This is a genomic window from Arsukibacterium perlucidum DSM 18276, from assembly GCF_000382165.1.
Taxonomy (GTDB): Bacteria; Pseudomonadota; Gammaproteobacteria; order Enterobacterales; family Alteromonadaceae; genus Alishewanella; species Alishewanella perlucidum.
Genome location: NZ_KB907701.1, coordinates 1 through 19,169, shown reverse-complemented (window position 1 = coordinate 19,169; position 19,169 = coordinate 1). Strand labels below are relative to the sequence as shown.

The 19,169-nt window shown below is 47.3% G+C and carries 15 protein-coding genes; 4 read left to right on the top strand and 11 right to left on the bottom strand.

Annotated features, from left to right (window positions below; translation table 11 throughout):
* Positions 1–9: 9 nt before the first annotated feature.
* From H141_RS0100075 to apbC, 4 genes are all read right to left on the bottom strand, one after another.
* The gene (locus H141_RS0100075) at positions 10–585 is read right to left on the bottom strand and encodes a glutathione S-transferase family protein (RefSeq protein WP_019674198.1); all 576 of its coding nucleotides are present in this window, start codon (positions 583–585) and stop codon (positions 10–12) included.
* 14 nt (positions 586–599) lie between these two features.
* Complete coding sequence (locus H141_RS0100070) at positions 600–1,496, bottom strand: DMT family transporter (RefSeq protein ID WP_019674197.1); 897 nt, start codon at positions 1,494–1,496, stop codon at positions 600–602.
* A gap of 184 nt (positions 1,497–1,680) precedes the next feature.
* Positions 1,681–2,271: a dCTP deaminase gene (gene dcd / locus H141_RS0100065; protein WP_026349116.1), complete on the bottom strand. Its 591-nt coding sequence runs from the start codon at positions 2,269–2,271 to the stop codon at positions 1,681–1,683.
* 2 nt (positions 2,272–2,273) lie between these two features.
* Positions 2,274–3,227 (bottom strand): iron-sulfur cluster carrier protein ApbC, encoded by a 954-nt coding sequence (gene apbC, locus H141_RS0100060; RefSeq protein ID WP_019674195.1) that lies wholly within the window; start codon positions 3,225–3,227, stop codon positions 2,274–2,276.
* A 150-nt stretch (positions 3,228–3,377) separates the two neighbouring features.
* Between apbC and metG the strand changes: the two genes are divergently transcribed.
* Positions 3,378–5,435 (top strand): methionine--tRNA ligase, encoded by a 2,058-nt coding sequence (gene metG / locus H141_RS0100055; RefSeq protein ID WP_026349115.1) that lies wholly within the window; start codon positions 3,378–3,380, stop codon positions 5,433–5,435.
* Positions 5,436–5,439: 4 nt separating this feature from the next.
* Positions 5,440–6,834, top strand: coding sequence for an MFS transporter (locus tag H141_RS0100050; protein WP_019674193.1), 1,395 nt, complete (start codon positions 5,440–5,442; stop codon positions 6,832–6,834).
* 3 nt (positions 6,835–6,837) lie between these two features.
* Here H141_RS0100050 and H141_RS0100045 read toward each other — a convergent pair whose 3' ends face one another.
* Both H141_RS0100045 and H141_RS0100040 read right to left on the bottom strand, forming a co-directional pair.
* Entirely contained in the window at positions 6,838–8,304 is a 1,467-nt protein-coding gene (locus tag H141_RS0100045) for a hypothetical protein (protein ID WP_019674192.1), read from the bottom strand.
* Positions 8,305–8,374: 70 nt separating this feature from the next.
* Positions 8,375–9,373: an NAD(P)H-quinone oxidoreductase gene (locus tag H141_RS0100040; RefSeq protein ID WP_019674191.1), complete on the bottom strand. Its 999-nt coding sequence runs from the start codon at positions 9,371–9,373 to the stop codon at positions 8,375–8,377.
* Positions 9,374–9,471: 98 nt separating this feature from the next.
* Between H141_RS0100040 and H141_RS0100035 the strand changes: the two genes are divergently transcribed.
* Entirely contained in the window at positions 9,472–10,677 is a 1,206-nt protein-coding gene (locus tag H141_RS0100035; RefSeq protein ID WP_019674190.1) for a class I SAM-dependent rRNA methyltransferase, read from the top strand.
* A 51-nt stretch (positions 10,678–10,728) separates the two neighbouring features.
* On the opposite strand, the gene H141_RS0100030 is transcribed toward H141_RS0100035, so the two are convergent.
* The 4 genes from H141_RS0100030 to H141_RS0100015 form a co-directional block, all read right to left on the bottom strand.
* Positions 10,729–11,028 (bottom strand): PilZ domain-containing protein, encoded by a 300-nt coding sequence (locus tag H141_RS0100030; protein ID WP_019674189.1) that lies wholly within the window; start codon positions 11,026–11,028, stop codon positions 10,729–10,731.
* 119 nt (positions 11,029–11,147) lie between these two features.
* A complete protein-coding gene (hrpA, locus tag H141_RS0100025) occupies positions 11,148–15,044 on the bottom strand; it encodes an ATP-dependent RNA helicase HrpA (protein ID WP_019674188.1) in 3,897 nt (1,298 codons plus the stop codon).
* Between the two features lie 62 nt (positions 15,045–15,106).
* Entirely contained in the window at positions 15,107–15,526 is a 420-nt protein-coding gene (locus H141_RS0100020) for a CBS domain-containing protein (protein ID WP_019674187.1), read from the bottom strand.
* A 65-nt stretch (positions 15,527–15,591) separates the two neighbouring features.
* Complete coding sequence (locus tag H141_RS0100015) at positions 15,592–16,617, bottom strand: isoaspartyl peptidase/L-asparaginase family protein (protein ID WP_019674186.1); 1,026 nt, start codon at positions 16,615–16,617, stop codon at positions 15,592–15,594.
* Positions 16,618–16,799: 182 nt separating this feature from the next.
* Here H141_RS0100015 and sbcB point away from each other — a divergent pair, with 182 nt between their 5' ends.
* Positions 16,800–18,230: an exodeoxyribonuclease I gene (gene sbcB / locus H141_RS0100010; protein WP_019674185.1), complete on the top strand. Its 1,431-nt coding sequence runs from the start codon at positions 16,800–16,802 to the stop codon at positions 18,228–18,230.
* A 47-nt stretch (positions 18,231–18,277) separates the two neighbouring features.
* On the opposite strand, the gene H141_RS0100005 is transcribed toward sbcB, so the two are convergent.
* Positions 18,278–18,520, bottom strand: coding sequence for a DUF4282 domain-containing protein (locus tag H141_RS0100005; RefSeq protein ID WP_019674184.1), 243 nt, complete (start codon positions 18,518–18,520; stop codon positions 18,278–18,280).
* Positions 18,521–19,169 lie beyond the last annotated feature (649 nt).

Genomic DNA, 19,169 nt, shown 5'->3' with positions numbered 1-19,169 from the left:
ACCGCTTAATTACCCCAGCCGCGGGTCTGATTCAGCGACCATCGGCTGCTGTTTGTTCTGGTAAGCAAAAGCCAGTAGCGCCGGATAATCATCCAACTCAAGCAGCTCCCGAAACATAATCCAGTCAAGCAGGCTATATAGTGCCATCGCCGGATAACGCCAGTGTGCAAACTCGGCGTTGGCTGCTTGTTGCTCCAGCACAAATAAGGATGTGGCAATCCGCTCGCGCTGCAAATTGTAAAATAGCTTATCTTCGTTAGTATCTAAGCCGCTGCGACTGCACTGAAATAACATCACCAGCGAATCGTTAACGGCATTGATTACAGTTAACTGATTTTCCTGATACCAGCTAAGCGCCGGCTCGCCATTTTTAGCCGCGAGGTAACGGTAAATGACCCCTGAATCAAAAATAGTCTGTTTTGCATCGGTCAGCATTGGAATGCGCAAGGTCGGATTCATCGCGGCCAGAATTTTGCGATCTGAATCCTCCAGAATATTCAATTTAATAAAATCACAATGAGTATCTGCAAGGAATAACCGGATCCGCCGGACATAAGGTGAGGTTTGTGAACCATAAAGTTTCATTATTGCTCCTTTAACTATTGTTCTTTTAAAACGGGTGCCGCACGAAAAGCCCTGATGCTGAAACCGGTAACCAGCATAGTACCGGCAATAACAATAGCGGCGCCCGCCAGGGTATGCCAGCCAATTATTTCATCTAAAAACAGGTGGCCCCAGACTACGCCAAATACCGGGATCAGAAAAGTGACTGTCAGGGTGGGTGTTGCCCCCAGATCCTGCACCAGCCGAAAATACAATAAGTAAGCCACACCGGTGCAAAGTACACCCAATGCCAGCACTGCCAGAATACTTTGCGTTGCGGGCTCTGCAACCGGCATGGGTATAAACCACAGTAAGGGCACTAACCATAATGTTGCTCCCCACATATTACCGTGGGCATTAATAAAAGCCGGCACCGGCCTTGCCAGTCTGGTATACCAGGTCGCGATACCATAGCAACAAGCTGCCCCGGCGGCGGCAGCGACAGCAGGTAAGGCAGCACTGTTGGCCACAACATCATCAAATCCTACCAGGATTGCAACGCCACTAATGCCTAGCCCCAAACCCAGTAGTACTTTTAATGTCATTTGCTGGCGGAAAAACAGCCAGCCAATTAAAGCTCCCCACAACGGCGCCGTAGCATTTAACACCGCCAGTAATGATGCAGTCAGCGTTTGTGCCGCATAGGCAAAAAGCAAAAAAGGCAAAGCAGTGTTAAACAGGCTTAACAACATAAAGTGGCCGGCATACTGGCGAATAGGCAAACTGCGCTGGTAAGCGAGCGCCACTGCTGCCAGAAATAATGACGCCAGCAGCACCCGGCCAAACATCAGCCAGGCCGGGCCAAACTCTGCCACCGCAACCCGCATAAATAAAAAAGAGGCACCCCAGATTGCGGCCAGACTTAATAAGCGGATGATACTACCAGGCGTCATGGCTCGGCTCCCTGCTTCAGGCGGTCTATCAGTAGATAACAAAAAATAACAGCAAAAATTTAACAGCTTGATCTTGCCAAGCTATGCAGTTTTATTGCATAATCATCCCGCTTCATTTTTGCTTTATAGCTTTTTGACCCACGCTTAGTCGTGGGTTTTTTATTTTTACTCGCCCTGGGTAATCTCAGCTCTTATCATCATGACTAATGCGGCTGGCATCAGCGCCCGTTTGCTCGCGATACTTGGCGTCTGCCCGGGTGTTATACGGCCTGTCGGCAGGGGTAGTCATTAACTCGAAATTAAGCGCACCAATTTTCATATGAGGCCGCAGCGCCAGCGGTAACTTACCACTATTATAAAACTCCAGCACAATATTACCTGACCAGCCCGGATCTATCCGGTGCGCGGTAACATGCACCATCAAACCCAGGCGTGCCAATGACGAGCGACCATCCAGCCAGCCTACAATATCCGCTGGTAACCTTACTGATTCCTGGGTTACGCCAAGGGCTAATTCGCTTGGGTGCAAAATAAATACCTGGTCATCGGCAATATAAATTTCATCACTCATTACTGAGTTTAGCGCGGCATCTACCTGCGCCCGCGGCCCGCTTAGGTCAATATAAGGCGCTGCATGCGCCTGAAATACTCTGAATTTATTACCAAGGCGGATATCAACGCTGACCCCACTGATCATATCGGCATCCGGCGCCGGGGTGATACCAATTTTACCTTCAGCCAGGTAGCGTTCTATATCGCGGTCACTCAATCTCATGCTTAATCATCCGTTATTATAATTTCAACCTGTTGCGCAGTAGCGCCGGTTATATTAGTTAACATTTTGTGGCAGATTGTACGGTAAATTTCGGCAATTGGCTGCAGCTTTAATACCGCAGGTTCCCCCTTGTCGGCCTGCTCCCGAATTTGTCGCTCAAGCGGCAGCTGCCCAAGTACCGGCACCTGATAACGCTCAGCCAGTTTCAGTCCGCCTGCCGTGCCAAAAATATCATCCCCCTCACCACAGTGTGGGCATAGATAGAAGGCCATATTCTCTATCAGGCCCAGCACCGGGATTTTTACCTGGTTAAACATCGCAATCGCTTTGCCTGCATCAACCAACGCCACATCCTGCGGCGTGGTGATAATTACCGCACCACTTACTTTAAGCTTTTGGGCCATAGTAAGTTGGATATCACCAGTCCCCGGTGGCATATCGACAATTAATATATCCAGTTCGGGCCACAGGGTTTCATTAATCAGTTGCAATAAAGCCTGGCTGGCCATCGGACCGCGCCAGACTGAGGCTTTATCCGGGTCAACCAGAAAACCGATAGATTGCAAATTTAAACCAAAGGCTTGCTTGGGGTTAAGCAGCTTGTTATCGGGTGAATCAGCTCTGGCACCATCCAATCCCAACATTAGTGGAATGGAAGGCCCGTAGATATCAGCATCCAGCAGGCCGGTACGCAAGCCCATTTGCGCCAGTGTCGCCGCCAGGTTAACAGCGGTAGTCGACTTACCCACGCCGCCCTTGCCAGAGGCAACCAGCACTATATGCTGAATATTGGACATTACCGGCTCAGTTGCCCGTAATAACGCTAACATTGCGTTCAGTTCTGCTGCAGGCTGATGGTCCGAAGTATCGGCCTGTCCGCTATCAGTAGCAGACTTGTTGTTGCTATCTGCCAGCTTAGTTGGTTTTTCAACCGGTTTTTTCAACCAATTAAACATTGTTGCTCCAGGCGTTGCTGCATCTGTGAAAGAATTCGCCGTTATCTGCCACATTTTTGCCGCATTAAGGCATTGGCGGATGCGATTTAATGCTGGCTATTGTATCATTAAGCAACATTTTTTCAGTTATTTATGCAAAGAGCCCACCAGATGTCGCAACGCAAAATATTAATCACCAGCGCTTTACCTTATGCTAACGGGCCTATCCATTTGGGCCACCTGCTTGAGTACATTCAGACTGATATCTGGGCACGTTTTCAAAAGGCCCACGGCCATGAATGCTATTACGTTTGCGCTGATGACGCTCATGGCACCCCTATTATGCTTAAAGCGCAGCAACAAGGAATTGCCCCCGAGCAAATGATAGCCCAAACCAAAATTGAGCATGAAGCGGATTTTGCCGGTTTTGCCATTGGTTTTGATAACTACTATTCTACTCACAGTGAAGAGAACCGCGAATTTGCCAGTCTGATATATCAACGGTTAGACGCTGCCGGTTACATTAAACGTAAAACCATCAGCCAACTGTACGATCCGCAAAAAAATATGTTTTTGCCCGATCGCTTTGTTAAAGGTGATTGCCCGAAATGCGGGGCCCTGGATCAAAATGGCGATAGTTGTGATGTATGCGGCGCGACCTACAGCCCTACCGATGTTAAAAACCCCCGCTCTGTAGTGTCAGGTGCTACGCCGGTATTAAAAGATTCTGAGCATTATTTTTTCGATTTGCCGGCGTTCAGCCAAATGTTACAGGACTGGACCCGCAGCGGTGCCTTACAAGAGGAAATGGCTAATAAACTGCAAGAGTGGTTTACCGACGGCCTGCAAATGTGGGATATCAGCCGCGATGCACCCTATTTCGGGTTTGAAATTCCAGGCGCCCCAGGCAAGTTTTTCTATGTCTGGTTAGATGCGCCAATTGGCTACCTGGCAAGTTTTAAAAATTATTGTGACCAACATAATATCGATTTTGACAGCTTCTGGCAGCCAGACTCCAACGCCGAGGTTTACCACTTCATTGGTAAAGACATTATTTATTTCCATAGCCTGTTCTGGCCAGCCATGCTGGAAGGTGCCGGTTTCAGAAAACCTAATGCAGTCTATGCCCACGGCTTTGTCACCGTTAATGGTGCCAAAATGTCGAAATCGCGCGGCACCTTTATTAAAGCCCGGACTTATCTGGATAATTTAAACCCGGAATATCTGCGCTATTACTTTGCCTCGAAACTGACTTCAGGTATTACTGATCTGGATTTAAATCTGGATGACTTCACCCAGAAAGTAAATGCTGATTTAGTGGGCAAAGTGGTGAATATTGCCAGCCGCTGTGCCAGCTTTATTACTAAACGCTTTGATGGCAAGCTCGCAGCCAATGTAGCGGAGCCTTTATTATTGCAGGAGTTTGTCAGCGCCGGCGACAGCATTGCCGATAGCTTTGAGAAACGGGAATTTGCCCGGGCGATCCGCGATATTATGGCGCTGGCCGATAAAGCAAACCAGTACATAGATAACAAAGCGCCATGGGTCTTGGTAAAAGACGACGCACGCCAGCAGGAGGCGCATGACGTTTGTTCAATGGGCCTGAATTTATTCCGGGTGTTAATGCATTATTTAAAACCGGTATTGCCGGTCATGGCCGGCGAAGTGGAAGCTTTTCTAAATACCCAGCTCAGCTGGCAGAACTACCAAAGCCCGCTGCTTAACCATGCTATTAACCCGTTTAAAGCCCTGATGCAACGGGTTGACCCGCTAAAAGTGGCGGCAATGGTTGAGGCATCAACAGATAATCTGCAGGCAACTCCACAAACTCATGCCCAAGCAAAACAAACTATAGCTGCTGAACAAACCGGTGCCGCTGCCGGGCGTGAACCTATCAGCGATATTATCAGCATTGATGACTTTGCTAAAATAGATTTACGGGTGGCTAAAATAATCAGTGCCAGTGCGGTTGAAGGTGCTGATAAACTGGTGCAATTGCAGTTGGACATTGGCAACGGTGAAAGCCGTCAGGTATTTGCCGGGATTAAAGCCGCCTATACCCCTGAGGATTTAGTTGGCCGCAGTACGGTGATGGTGGCTAATCTGGCGCCACGCAAAATGCGCTTTGGTTTATCAGAGGGCATGGTGCTGGCTGCCGGCCCTGGCGGCAGCGACATATTTATCTTAAGCCCTGATGATGGAGCTATGCCAGGTATGCGGGTAAAATAATCTGATGCCGAGTCCCTTTCGCAGTTTCTCATCACTGTTCGCCACTACCCTGATCATGGTATTGGGTGCCGGCCTGCTAACGACCTACCTGGGGTTATCGTTAGCAGCAGATGGCATTGAGCAGCTGTGGATTGGCGGCATGATGTCGGCTTACTATCTCGGGCTGGTACTAGGCTCTAAACTTGGACATAAGTTAATTGGCCGGGTTGGCCATATCCGTACCTTCGTTGCCAGTGCCGGCGTTGTGACAGCTTCAGCCCTGGGCCATGCCTTAACTGATCAGCTGCAAATCTGGCTGGCATTACGCCTCATGGTCGGTACTGGCATGATGTGTCAGTACATGGTGCTGGAAAGCTGGTTAAATGAGCAGGCTGAAACCAATCAACGTGGTACCGTGTTTGCCAGTTATATGATCGTGTCTTACGTTGGCATGGTTGGTGGCCAGACCGTGCTATCTTTTTTCCCGGAACTGGGCTTACAGCCTTTACTATTGGTGGGTATTTGTTATGCGCTTTGTATTGTGCCAATAGCGCTGACCAAGCGGATACACCCGGCACCTTTGCATCCGGCGCCATTGAAAATTTTGCCTTTCTGGCGTCAGGTGCCGCAGTCACTCACCACCATTCTGATGGCTGGCGGTATCTCAGGCTCATTTTATGGTTTAGCACCAACATTTGCAGCAGGCTCAGGCTTATCAACCAAAGAAATTGCGGTCTTTATGTCGGCCACCATATTGGCTGGTTTGCTGGCACAGTGGCCGATGGGTAAACTATCTGACAAAATCCCGCGCAGCAGGTTATTGCGGGCGAACAGTGCCTTATTAGGTTTGATAGTGCTGACAATGGCTATTTTGCCCGTTAAAGGACCGCTGTTAATAGCGTTAACGTTCTGCTTTGGCATTCTGGCTTTTACCCTCTACCCACTGGCAACAGCATTGGCAAATCAGCATATTGAACCAGAAGAACGGGTTGCACTTTCAGCCACGATTTTACTGACTTTTGGCATTGGAGCAACTATTGGCCCGCTGATAGCTTCAGGCTTAATGCAACTACTGGGTAACAGTATGTTATACGGCTATATGGCGGTGGCTTGTTTAATACTGTTTATCAGACTACAACGGGTTAACTACAATCAGAAAATGGCTAAACGAATGTTATCACAGCAACATTCATCAGATTATCAGGTTGCATCAGGTGATTTAGTCTCATCGCCACTGGCAGCTGCACTCGACCCGAGGGTTAATCAAGAATTGGTTCAACAACAAATGCGTGATGAGCTTACAGGTGAATCGACTGCAGAGGAGACCTCTGGGGTAACGACCGGACCAGAAGCTGAACCAACTCCTGAAACCGACACACTGGCAAAAGTGCATGAAACTGCATCACCTAAACCAGATTAACCACTAATTTTGGTTAATTAATGCTTTATTCCAGAGATTCTGGTTTTTAGTGTAGGAAAAGTATTCTTCAGGGTGCCAGCACTTTGGCAACAAGGCCATGCTCTTGCGCTCTTCAAAATTCGATACCAGCTTGCTTAAAATTTCCAACAATCGCTCTTCACTGATCCGCTCGAGTTTTTTTCGGGCGGTTGGATAATATAGATTGTTGTCAACGCTAACAACGCAGCCCTGAGCAGATACGTTATAAGTTAGGTTTCGGGTAACCATCCGGCACACTGGCATCCGGGGATCATCCGGATATAAACCCGTGACGATGGCATACTCGTATCTGTCTAAATCCTGACGATCGGAATCTTTCGGAATATAAGTTACCCCAAACCCTTGCGGAAACACGCCGGTAATTTTAAGCAGTGCTGAAACTGCTACCGGGCTGTAAACTCCCTTCTCAACACCTTTTTCAAGCACCAAACCTACTTTAGGTAATGATTCATAGCTATAATTTGCTTTGGTCGACAACACAACTGAAGTATAAATTTGCGGGATTTTCAAAAGATTTCCAACGCCATGCTCAGGTTTAATGGCGTTTTTTAAAAGGAATATCAGAAATGCCTGTTTTTCCCGCTCATTTTGCAGATACCTGTCGCGTTGTTCTTTTGAATTCCCCTGATAAGCACCAATACCGATCGCCTGCACAACAAAGTTTAAGCTTTCCCGATAACTTATTTTCAGAAGCTCTGTTCTTTCCTCATTCTCCAGCACCCTGAACTCATCCAAATCGCCTGCAGGTCCCTTAAGAATAAGCCGCGCATCAGGATGACAACTACCAATATCCTGTAACAGCGCTGCCATCAGCAGTGGCACCTGAACATCGTCCCGAAAAGGCTGATATTCATCATCCGCTGCGGCATCTGCCATCGCCTGTTGTCGCTTAATGATGAAAGGATGGCTGATATTACCGTCTGCTAACAGGCTGTCCAGCAACCGCAAACTAAGCAGCGCTTTGTACAGATGCTTACTTTTTTGATTTGAAGATGCAACATTTTTGCCGACGGTTGGCGACATCAGCTGAATAGTACCGATAATTTTTGCAGTTTGGAGATTGGTGTCGTTAAAAGAATCACTTTCCGATAACGCCAGTATGTCTAAACATAAAAGCCGTAATGATTCATAGCGGCTAAGCCTCTCTTCTTGCTGTTCCTGGTTAAACAGTTCCTGCTCCTGTTGCGCTTTTTGCAAATTACGCTCTATCAGTGCCTGATCGCCCTTATTTGCCTGAGCCTGGCGGTTTTTAAACAGAAATACCTGCTGATCCCGTTCAGCCCTTTGCTGTTCGCGTTCAGCGAAACTACTGAACCAAAGAGCAGCCTGTTCGAACAGTGAATCAGCAACCACGGTGTCATCATAAGTACGATTCAACAGCGCTTTAACAGCTTTAGTAAAATTGGATTTACCTACATTTCCAATTTGCATTGTTCTTATATATCCTTGTTTATAAATCAATGTATTAGAAATCTTAATATAGTTAAAACTAACTAAGTTTCTAAAAGATTAACACCAATTTTCCAATATTATTGTTATTTGCCATTTCATCGTGGGCCTGCTGGGCATCACACCAGTAAAAACTTTTACTTAACACAGGAGCAATTTCTCCATCAGTCATTGCCTGGCCGAAAGCCTTGCAGAAATTGACCGTTAAATTTGTTTTATACTGATTACTGCGGTTACGCAAAGTACTGCATAACAACCGGCCTCGCTTTTTAAACAATGGAGCTAAATCAAAGTTATCAACCGACCGCCCACCCATTAAAGCATAAATGATAATAATGCCATCTTCGGCTAACACGCTAACATTATCTTTCAGGTAAGCACCGGCAACAGGATCAAGAATGATATCAACCCCTTCAGGCCAGTAAGCCGAGAGTTCATCGGCAAAACGACTATGCCGATAATTCACTGCCAGTTCAGCACCAAGTTTGCGACAGGCTTCAGCTTTGTCAGGCCGCCCTACGGTGACCGCCACTTTTGCTCCGGCAAGCGTGGCGAGTTGCAATGCACTGGTACCTACACCACTGGCGCCGGCGTGCAACAGAACCCGTTGCCCGGTTTTTAACTCTGCCAGACTAAATAGTAATTGGTAAGCAGTTAAAAATGTCTCGGCAGCGGCTCCGGCTTGCTGCCAACTCCAATGCGCTGGTTTGTGAATGGCGTGCCCTGTCTGCAACAATGCATATTCGGCATAGCCACCACCAGCAACAATCCCGAACACTTCACATCCCAGCCACTGTTGCTCAGTCTCGCTGCCAACCTGAACAACGATCCCTGCGACTTCCAGGCCTAAAATATCGCTCTCACCGGCTGGGGCTGGATAATGTCCCTGTCGTTGCATTAAATCAGCCCGGTTAATCCCTGCAGCTTTAACTTGTAAAAGGAGTTGACCGGGTGCGGGTTGCGGCACAGGCCTCCGTTCAATAATAAGTGTATTGCTTTTACCTGGTTGCCGCACAGCAACAACCTGCATTTGCGAAGGAACATCCGCCATAAATCCCCTAATTATTACTAACTGGCAGTTTTTGCTTTAGCTTTACTGCCAGCTTCTCTAAAATGCGGCTTTTAGTCTAGCATAGTGTAACTAAGCGTATGAGCAAGCAAACTGCAAGTCCGGCCATTATTCTGGCTCCAGGTCGCGAGAAAGCACTAAAGCGCCAACATCCCTGGATCTTTTCTAATGCGATAAGTCAGGTTATCAGTACCCCAAACAGCGGGGATATTGTTGATGTATTAAGTAGTAAAGGGGAATGGCTGGCGACGGCCGCTTATTCACCACGCTCCCAGATCAGGGCAAGGGTATGGAGCTTTGTCCAGAACCAGGTTATTGACGAAGCGTTTTTCTATACACTGTTAGCTGAAGCCTGGCAGTTAAGGCAAAGCTTGTTTGATCAGGCAACCACCAATGCGGTAAGAGTTATTGCCGGTGAGTCCGATGGTCTGCCAGGTATTACTATCGACAAATATGCTGATGTACTGGTATGTCAATTATTATCCGCTGGCGCTGAAGCCAGCCGCAAGCCATTACTGGCGGCTTTGATCAAGCTGTTTCCTGAGCATAGTATTTTTGAGCGCTCTGATGTAGACGTCCGGAAGAAAGAAGGATTAGAAGCCACTACCGGTTGGTTGCACCTGCCGCGCGAAACGGGTGAAGTGGTTATTCAGGAACACGGTATGGCATTATTAGTAGACGTGATCAATGGCCATAAAACAGGGTTTTATCTGGATCAACGGGCCAGCCGGCAAGCGGTTAAGCGCTATGCTAAAGCTAAAACCGTGTTAAATTGTTTTAGTTATACCGGCACCTTTGCAGTCGCTGCGTTGCAAGGTGGTGCCAGTAATATAACCAATGTTGACTTATCTGAACTGGCCCTTGCAACAGCTGAACGAAATGCCAAACTAAATAAACTGGATTTAAGCTCTGTTGAACAAGTAAAAGCCGATGTATTTAAATTACTACGCCAATACCGGGAACAAGGCAGACAATTTGATATGGTGATTCTGGACCCGCCAAAATTCGCTGACAATAAATCACAACTGGTTGGTGCGTGTCGCGGCTATAAAGATATTAATATGGTTGCTATGCAACTGGTGAAACCAGGCGGTTTGCTGTTTACTTTTTCCTGCTCAGGCTTAATGGAAGACAATTTATTCCAGAAAATAGTTGCCGATGCGGCACTTGATGCCAAAAGACAATGCCAGTTTTTAGAACGCTTGCAGCAAGATAGTGATCATCCGGTACTAAGCACTTTTCCGGAAGGCCATTATCTGAAAGGCCTTATCTGCAAAATAGCTTAAACAATTTACAGTTTAGCTAACCAGTACATTTAACCCGCTTTAAACAGCGGGTTAGTTTAATTCCATAAAAGCCAGGCCAATCTGATAACACTCTTCACTTTCCTGAGCACAGCGTACCACCTTTGCAGTTGCATCAAGCGGCGGTACCGAGGCATTATTTGATTCTAACCGTATTTTTATTAAGGTTCCCATCTCTAACGGCTCATCAATATCCACTGACATTCCCGATGCGCTTAAGTCACGACAAATACCATCAATCATCCGGCCTGCTTCAGGATCATTAAGCAGTAACTGCACATCGGCATTTACCATCATTCTGAAATAATGCCGTCCATCGCCCTTCGTTAACATAACTTTCCCCTGTTATTACTACTGTGTTAGTTATAGAACTTTCCTGTCAGCGTGTAAAGTACCATAAATACCGGAGCAATTTGCATAGTATGTTGGGTTACCGCTTCAAGCTATTACAACTAACTTGTTTTAATTTCCGCTACAGCATGCAGCACCCGTTTTACGGAAATTGGATAAGGTGTGCCTAACTGCTGGGCATGTAATGACACTTTTAACTCCTGGAGCATCCAGTAAATTGCGGTAACTTGTGGCGGAACCACTGCTGAACCAGCAAACTTACCCAGCAGGTTAGTATAAGCATCAGCCGCTTTCTGATACTCGTGCATCAATAACCGATCACGCTGCGGATCTACCGCCAGCTTCTCCAGTCTTTTTTGCATCGCCTGCAAATAACGGAGTATATCAGCAAGCCTGCTGGCACCATGGCTACTGACAAACCCTTTAAAAACCAGCTCAGTTAAGTGTTGTTTTATATCACCCTGAGACTGAATATGCGCCAGATCAACTTTGCCTTTTAAGCGCTTCTGAATATCGTGCCCCAACGTTAAAATTTGTTCAACCTGTAATGCTATCGCTACCACAGTATCACCGAGTTCAGCTCTGACTTTATCCCTTAACTGATTAAATTCAGCCGTATTCTGAGGAATAGCCTGTTGATCTGCCAGCACATCCACCCCTGCGGCTATGCAATCGTCAATTAGCTCGAGTACCCGACCAAAAGGATTAAAATATAACCCTAATTTCGCTTTGTTTGGCAACGATTCCTGTAGATACTTTACCGGTGATGGCACATTTAACAGTAATAAACGCCGCAATCCCAGTCTGGTTGTCAGCAATGCCTGCTGCGGATTATCCAACAGCTTTATTGCTACTGAGTTCCTTTCGTCTACCAGTGCCGGGAAGGCTTTAATTTCATAGCCTGCCTGTAATTTTACGTATTCCCGTGGTAACTCACCAAAGCTCCAGTCAGTCAATTCGGTTTGCTCTATTCCCTGCTCTGCCACCTGACTAAGACTTTGCTGCACTTCGCCCTGCAAACCTTGCTTTAACAATGACAAAGACCGGCCCTGACGCAAAGTTTTGCCTTTGTCATCGACGATTTTAAAGTTCATGGTTAAATGCACAGGCAAAGCAGATAACTCCCAGGCATCATCCGGAATGGTTACCCCTGACATTCGCTTTAAACGTTGACTGATCACCTCAAGTAATTTCCCCTGCTCGGGGCTAACTAATTGCAGCAGTGCATCTGCATAGTTTGGCGCAGGTACAAAGTTTCGCCGGTATTGTTTAGGCAGAGACTTAATCAAGGCCACCAGCAAGTCATGACGAAGGGCGGGTATCAACCAGTCAAAACCGTTGTCGTTAATTTGATTTAGCAAAGCCAGCGGAATAATGACACTGACACCATCATCCGGCTCGCCCGGAGCAAAATGGTATTGCAGTGGCAGGGTTAAATTACCCTGGTGCCAGCTTTCCGGGAACTTATCTGCCGTTATGTCACTGGTATCACGGTTAATTAAGCTGTCAGGGTCAAAATTTAGAAACTTAGGATCAACGGCGCGCTGTTTTTTCCACCACTTAGCAAAATCTATCCGGTTATTAGCCCAAACCGGAATTTTTTCAGCATAAAAAGCGGCCAGGGTATCTTCGTCTACCAGAATGTCACGCCGGCGCGATTTTTCTTCCAGCGCGGTAACGTCATCAATCAATCGTTGGTTATAGCTTAAAAACGTCTCGTTGCTACCCAATTCCTGATTAACCAACGCTTCGCGGATAAAAATCTGATGACAGACAAGCTGATCAATTTTGCTATATAACACAGCCCGTTTAGGCACAATCACCAGGCCGTAAAGCGAAACCTGTTCAAAGGCCACTACCGCGCCACGCTTCTTCTCCCAATGTGGCTCGCTGTAGCTACGGCTTACTAAATGCGCAGCAAGCGGCTCAATCCACTCTGGCTCAATTTTAGCAAGGCTTCGGGCGTACAACTTGCTTGTTTCAACCCATTCCGCCGCGACTACCCATTTGGGTTTGCGTTTAAACAGGTGACTGCCTGGAAAGGCGTAAAACCTGGTCTGACGAGGCCCTAAGTAGTCTGCCTCATTATCTTTAAAGCCAACCTGCCCCAGTAAACCCGTCAATAATGCACTATGCAACTGCTGATAGTCAGCAGTCCCACTGTTGAACGTCATATTCTGTTCTTTAGCTAACTGGCTTAGCTGACTAACCAGATCCTGCCACTCGCGCACCCGCAGGTAATTCAGAAACTCCTGGCGGCACAGGCGACGGAACTGATTATTGCTTAAATCCTGCTGTTGTTGCTGTAAATACGCCCACAGTTTCAACCAACTGCTGAAATCGGAATCCGTGTCAGCAAAGCGCCCATGGCTCTCATCTGCTTTTTGTTGTTTATCCAGCGGCCGTTCCCGTGGATCCTGGATAGAAAGTGCCGCCACCACAACCAACACTTCATTCAGAGCACCGTTACCACTGGCTGCCACCACCATCCGGGCGAGCCGCGGGTCAATCGGTAACCGCGCAAGCTGTTTACCTAATGCAGTTAAGCTTAATTTTTGCCGGCCTCGCTGTGGCTCTATCGCACCCAATTCTTCCAGTAACTTAATACCGTCGTTAACAAAGCGACTATCAGGACGCTGCAAAAACGGAAAAGCATCAATATCACCAAGGCCAAGCGCCAGCATTTGCATGATAACTGAGGCTAAATTAGTACGCAGGATCTCTGGATCAGTGAACTGAGGCCGGCCAATAAAGTCTTCTTCACTGTATAAGCGAATACAAATACCAGCAGCAACCCGACCACAACGACCTTTACGCTGATTAGCGCTGGCCTGGCTAATAGCCTCTATTGGTAGCTGCTGCACTTTTGAACGATAACTATAGCGGGATAAGCGGGCGGTACCAGGGTCGATAACATAACGAATACCGGGTACTGTCAGCGACGTTTCAGCCACGTTGGTCGCGAGTACAATCCGTCTACCGGCATGGCTTTGAAATATCCGGTTCTGCTCAGCTGCGCTCAGCCTGGCATACAGTGGCAGCACCTCGGTGTGCGGTAGCTTCAGCTTTTCAAGGGCATCGGCTGTATCTCGGATTTCGCGCTCACCATTTAAGAAAATAAGAATGTCGCCGCGGGGCTCCCGGTATAACTCCTCTACCGCATCAAAAATCCCCTGTAACTGGTCGGCATCTTTGTCATCCTGGTCGGTGTAAGGCCGGTAACGGGTTTCAACCGGATAAGTACGGCCTGACACTTCAATCACCGGCGCATCAAAAAAATGTTTGGAAAACCGCTGCGGATCAATGGTCGCTGAGGTAATAATCAGCTTTAAGTCAGGCCGCTTCGGTAAAAGCTGTTTCAGGTACCCCAACAGAAAGTCGATATTAAGACTGCGCTCGTGCGCTTCATCGATAATGATGGTGTCGTATTGATTTAAAAAACGATCCTGCTGCATCTCGGCCAGTAATACACCGTCAGTCATCAGCTTAACCAAAGTCTGACTTGTGGTGTGATCACCAAAGCGGATTTTGTACCCCACCTGTTGTCCGGCCTGACAACCCAGTTCTTCTGCTATCCGGTCGGCTACGCTGCGCGCGGCTAACCGCCGGGGTTGAGTGTGACCTATGCTGCCGGCTACGCCACGGCCCAGTTCCAGACAGATTTTGGGGATCTGGGTAGTTTTGCCTGACCCCGTTTCCCCGGCAATTATTACTACCTGATTTGCTGCTATCGCTGCTTTGATATCGTCTTTCTTAGCGGCGACCGGCAGCTCCATCGGGTAACTAATGGCTGGCACGGCAGCCAGGCGTAGTTCCCGCTTTGCTACAGAGCGTTGGATGTCGGTTGCTATTTTCTGCAAAAGCTGTTGCAAGGCAGCCTCGTCAGCGATTTTGTTGCAATTAGCTAAGCGCCGGCGCAGCCGGAATTGGTCCTGCAGCAGACAATCATTTAATACGGAATATAATGATGAAGCGGTTAATACGGGCTCAACAGACAAAATAACACCCTCATAAATCAGAGGGCGTCATGCTACCAAGCTAGCGGGGTTTAGGTCTAGCGTTAAACTACACGCCGATAGTGAGAATGTAATTCTTTGTCTATCGCCCCCAGTACATCGGTGCGGGTAATTATGCCTAATAAGTAGCCGTCGTCATCGACAACCGGGTAAACCTTAGGCTTAGTTTTAAGCATCATTTGTGCTAAATCGATAATGCCATAATAGGCTTTAACGGTTAACACCTCAACGCTCATCACCTCCGCTACCCTCGCCGACTGCTGGTCGTGATAGGTTGACATCAGCATCCGCGCCAGGCAATCCTGTTCAGAGACAAAACCAACAATCTTATTATTACTATCAACTACCGGCCCCCCCGTCTGGCGGCCTTTAATTAGCCGATCAACAGCCAGTTCAACTGGCATATCAACAGTGAAGGTTACCGGGTGACGATGCATATAATCGGCTACTTTCAGTAAGTCCATCAATTCCCCTCCAAAAACATCCAAATGCAACCTGCCTCTCGCTAATTAGTTTAGCCAACGCTGGCTTAATTGCCTGCTTTTTCAATTTGATCGGCGAAAATTTCGACAACGATTCCGCTATGATTACGTTTCGCACGATACATACCTTGAGTGTTAAACGCCCAGCTAAGTTTCCCCTTGTTATCAACAATGATAACTCCCCCGGTACCACCTGCCTGCAACAGCTCTTGAATAACTTCTCTACCAGCAGAGGCAGCTGATTTACCCTGATATTTAACCCTGGCACAAATATCCGCCGCAACATTGTAGCGGATAAAATATTCGCCATGGCCAGTCCCAGATACTGCGCAGCTGCTATTGTCGGCAAAATTACCTGCACCAATTACCGGAACATCACCTACCCGGCCCCAGCGTTTAGCAGTCATACCGCCGGTTGACGTAGCAGCAGCTAGATTCCCATTGTTATCAATAGCCACAGCTCCTACAGTACCCATTTTCCAATTAGGATCTGCAACGATAACCGCCTGATGAGGTAACTTTTGCTGTGCTTGCTTTGCCCGTTTTAAGGCTTCATAGCGAAATTCAGTATTGAAATAGTCGTTGTTAACCAGCTCCAGTTTTTGGGCCGTAGCAAATTGCTCTGCCCCCTTGCCGGTTAACATAACATGCTCAGATTGCTCCATTACTGCCCTGGCTAATAAGATTGGATTCTTAACATTAGTCACGCTGGCGACAGCACCGGCGTTGCGATCCTGCCCTGTCATAATAGCAGCGTCCAGCTCATGGGTTTCATCCCAGGTGTAAACAGCTCCTTTGCCGGCATTAAACAATGGCGAATCTTCCAGCACGGTAACAGCCAGCGTCACTGCATCTAAACTGCTGCCACCGGCAGCAAGTAATTCGTAACCCTGGTTTACCGCATCCGCCAGCACAGCTTCGTAGTTTTTCTGTTGTTCATCTGTCATCTTGCTGCGGTCAATAGTGCCCGCACCGCCATGGATAACAATGCCTGCCGGTATACTCGCGCTGCTATAACATGCGGTAGCCGCAATCAAACTTAAGGTAATTGCTTGTAGCGTTGTTAATTTCATAGTAAACCTTATCTCATTTGTGGTGCAAAAGACTATGCCGGGTTAGCCTGCTGGTAGTAGCTTAACTCGATAAAACAGCATAGCACTGCGACGGCCGTGTAGATGTTTTATAGCACTAAACGGGTGCAGCCCGATAGTAACTTGCTATAATGGCTAAAATTTTTATTTCTAAGCATCTATTTATGAACAATAACAGCCTGTATTTTTATGATTTTGAAACTTGGGGAGCCGATCCAAAACGAGATCGTCCGGCCCAATTTGCAGGCATTCGTACTGATACCGCGTTAAATATTATCAGTGAACCTGATGTCTGGTACTGTCAGCTGGCAAATGATTATTTACCTCATCCGCAAGCGGCTCTGATTACCGGTTTAACACCACAACTCTGCAATAAAAAAGGCCTGAACGAAACAGAGTTTATGCAAAAAATCGTTGAGCGGTTTAGTGAAGCTACCACCTGTGTACTCGGATACAACAGCCTGCGATTTGATGACGAAGTAACCCGTTACAGTTTATATCGTAATTTCTACGAGCCTTATGGTCGTGAATGGCAAAATGGTAACAGCCGCTGGGATTTAATTGATGTCGTTCGTGCCTGTTATGCACTGCGACCAGAAGGCATTAACTGGCCACTGCGGGAAGATGGCAGTCCCAGTTTTAAGCTGGAACATTTAACCAAAGCTAATGGCCTGGCACATGAACAGGCACATGACGCCTTATCCGATGTTTACGCGACCATTGCCATTGCCAAGCTAATCAAACAACACCAGCCAAAATTATTCAGCTATTTATTTGAACTGCGAAAAAAAGCCAAAGTAAGCGAGTTGATTGATATCGCCGGCCTGACACCGCTGGTACATGTATCGTCAAAATTTCCTGCCAGCTCAGGTTGCGTAAGCTGGATAGTGCCTTTGGCTTTTCACCCTACCAATAAAAATGCGGTTATTTGCTACAACCTGCAAGCTGACCCTACTCCATTGTTACAGGACGATCTTGAGGCGTTAAACAGCAAACTCTATACCCGCAATGCTGATCTGGCGGAGGGTGAAGAGCGGCTTGGTCTGAAGTTAATTCATTTAAATAAGTGCCCGGTGCTTGCTAATGCTAAGACGCTTAGCGGCGAACGCGCTACTGAACTGGGAATTGACCGGACTCGTTGTCTTGAACATCTGGAATGGTTTAAACAACACCGGGAATTACAGCAAAAAGTTATCGAGCTTTATCAGCAGACAGCTGAATACCCAAATGAAAGCAATCCGGATTATATGCTATACAATGGCTTTATCAGTGATGCTGATAAACAAAAAATGATTCAGCTTCATCAGTTACCACCGGAGCAACTTGCGGTAAATGCACCGGTATTTAGCGATGAGCGTTTAAACAGCTTATTGTTTTTATACCGGGCCCGTAATTATCCGCAAAGTTTAAGCGATAGTGAACAGCAAAAGTGGCAACGTTATCGTACTGATAAACTGATGCATGGTCTGGACAACCCTAATCTTACAATGGAAGATTTCAGTCTGGCGCTTGAAAACCTGGCACACGAGCATGCCAGTGACGAACAAAAAATGAAGATTCTAAAAGCCCTGTATATGTATGTCCAAAGCCTTTAGAGCAGGTGTGCTACAATGAAAAACACCGGCCTGGCCGGTGTTAACTATTATTCTTTATCTGCCAGTTTTTTCAGGTTTTCATGAATTTTAAACAGTACGATCAATAATTCACACCATATCCGCACACCGATACTACCAAATACTAAAATACCCAGCCCGGACCAAAAACTTCCGTATGCGGTAAACATCGCTCCCAGACCACTAAATAACACAGCAACTAAAAGTAACCAATACACAAATGTGATGATTTTCGGAGTAAGCATTGCATCAAAAAATAGTATATCTCTCATTGTCATATCCTTTTTTTATTATTTTTCAAGCTGTAACACTGTAGTGGCACACTAACAGTCCATGTCACCATAAAGTAGTTCTTACCGATGAACAACTCCGACATGTGTTTGAATCAAGTTATTATAAAACAAGAATTTAAAGTGATGATCAGTATGGCGACATTCATCCCCCTAGTTCCCCCTTTTGCAAAGGAGCAGGCCAAAGCGCCCCCTGATATGCCATCGGCGACAAAAACTTAGTAATAAGTTCGGAGCTATAAACTAGCATGGCGACAAATTCGTCAGGAACGAATTTAGACTGCCGCAGGCAGGTCGCAACGGGACGAGCCCCAGGGATGGGGCGAGCACTAAAACGCCGGGAGCGTTTTAGGACGTCGTATGCGACGGCCCGAAGGGCGAAACACACGGAAGTGTTTCGAAATGCCACAAGCGCAGCGCTGGGGTTGAGATGCGCCCGGAAATAGCGAAGACATGGAGCTATTTCAGCGTCGAAAGCGAGGCCCCGGGACGGCCGAGCCGGAAGGGCGCGCCATGGAGGGTGCGCGGCGGTGTACTACATTGCTCACCCCATCCCTGGGGTTCGCCGCTTCGCGGCCAGCTAAAGCTGTCCAAAAACGTTCCTGACGTTTTTGTCGCATGGGATCGCCAT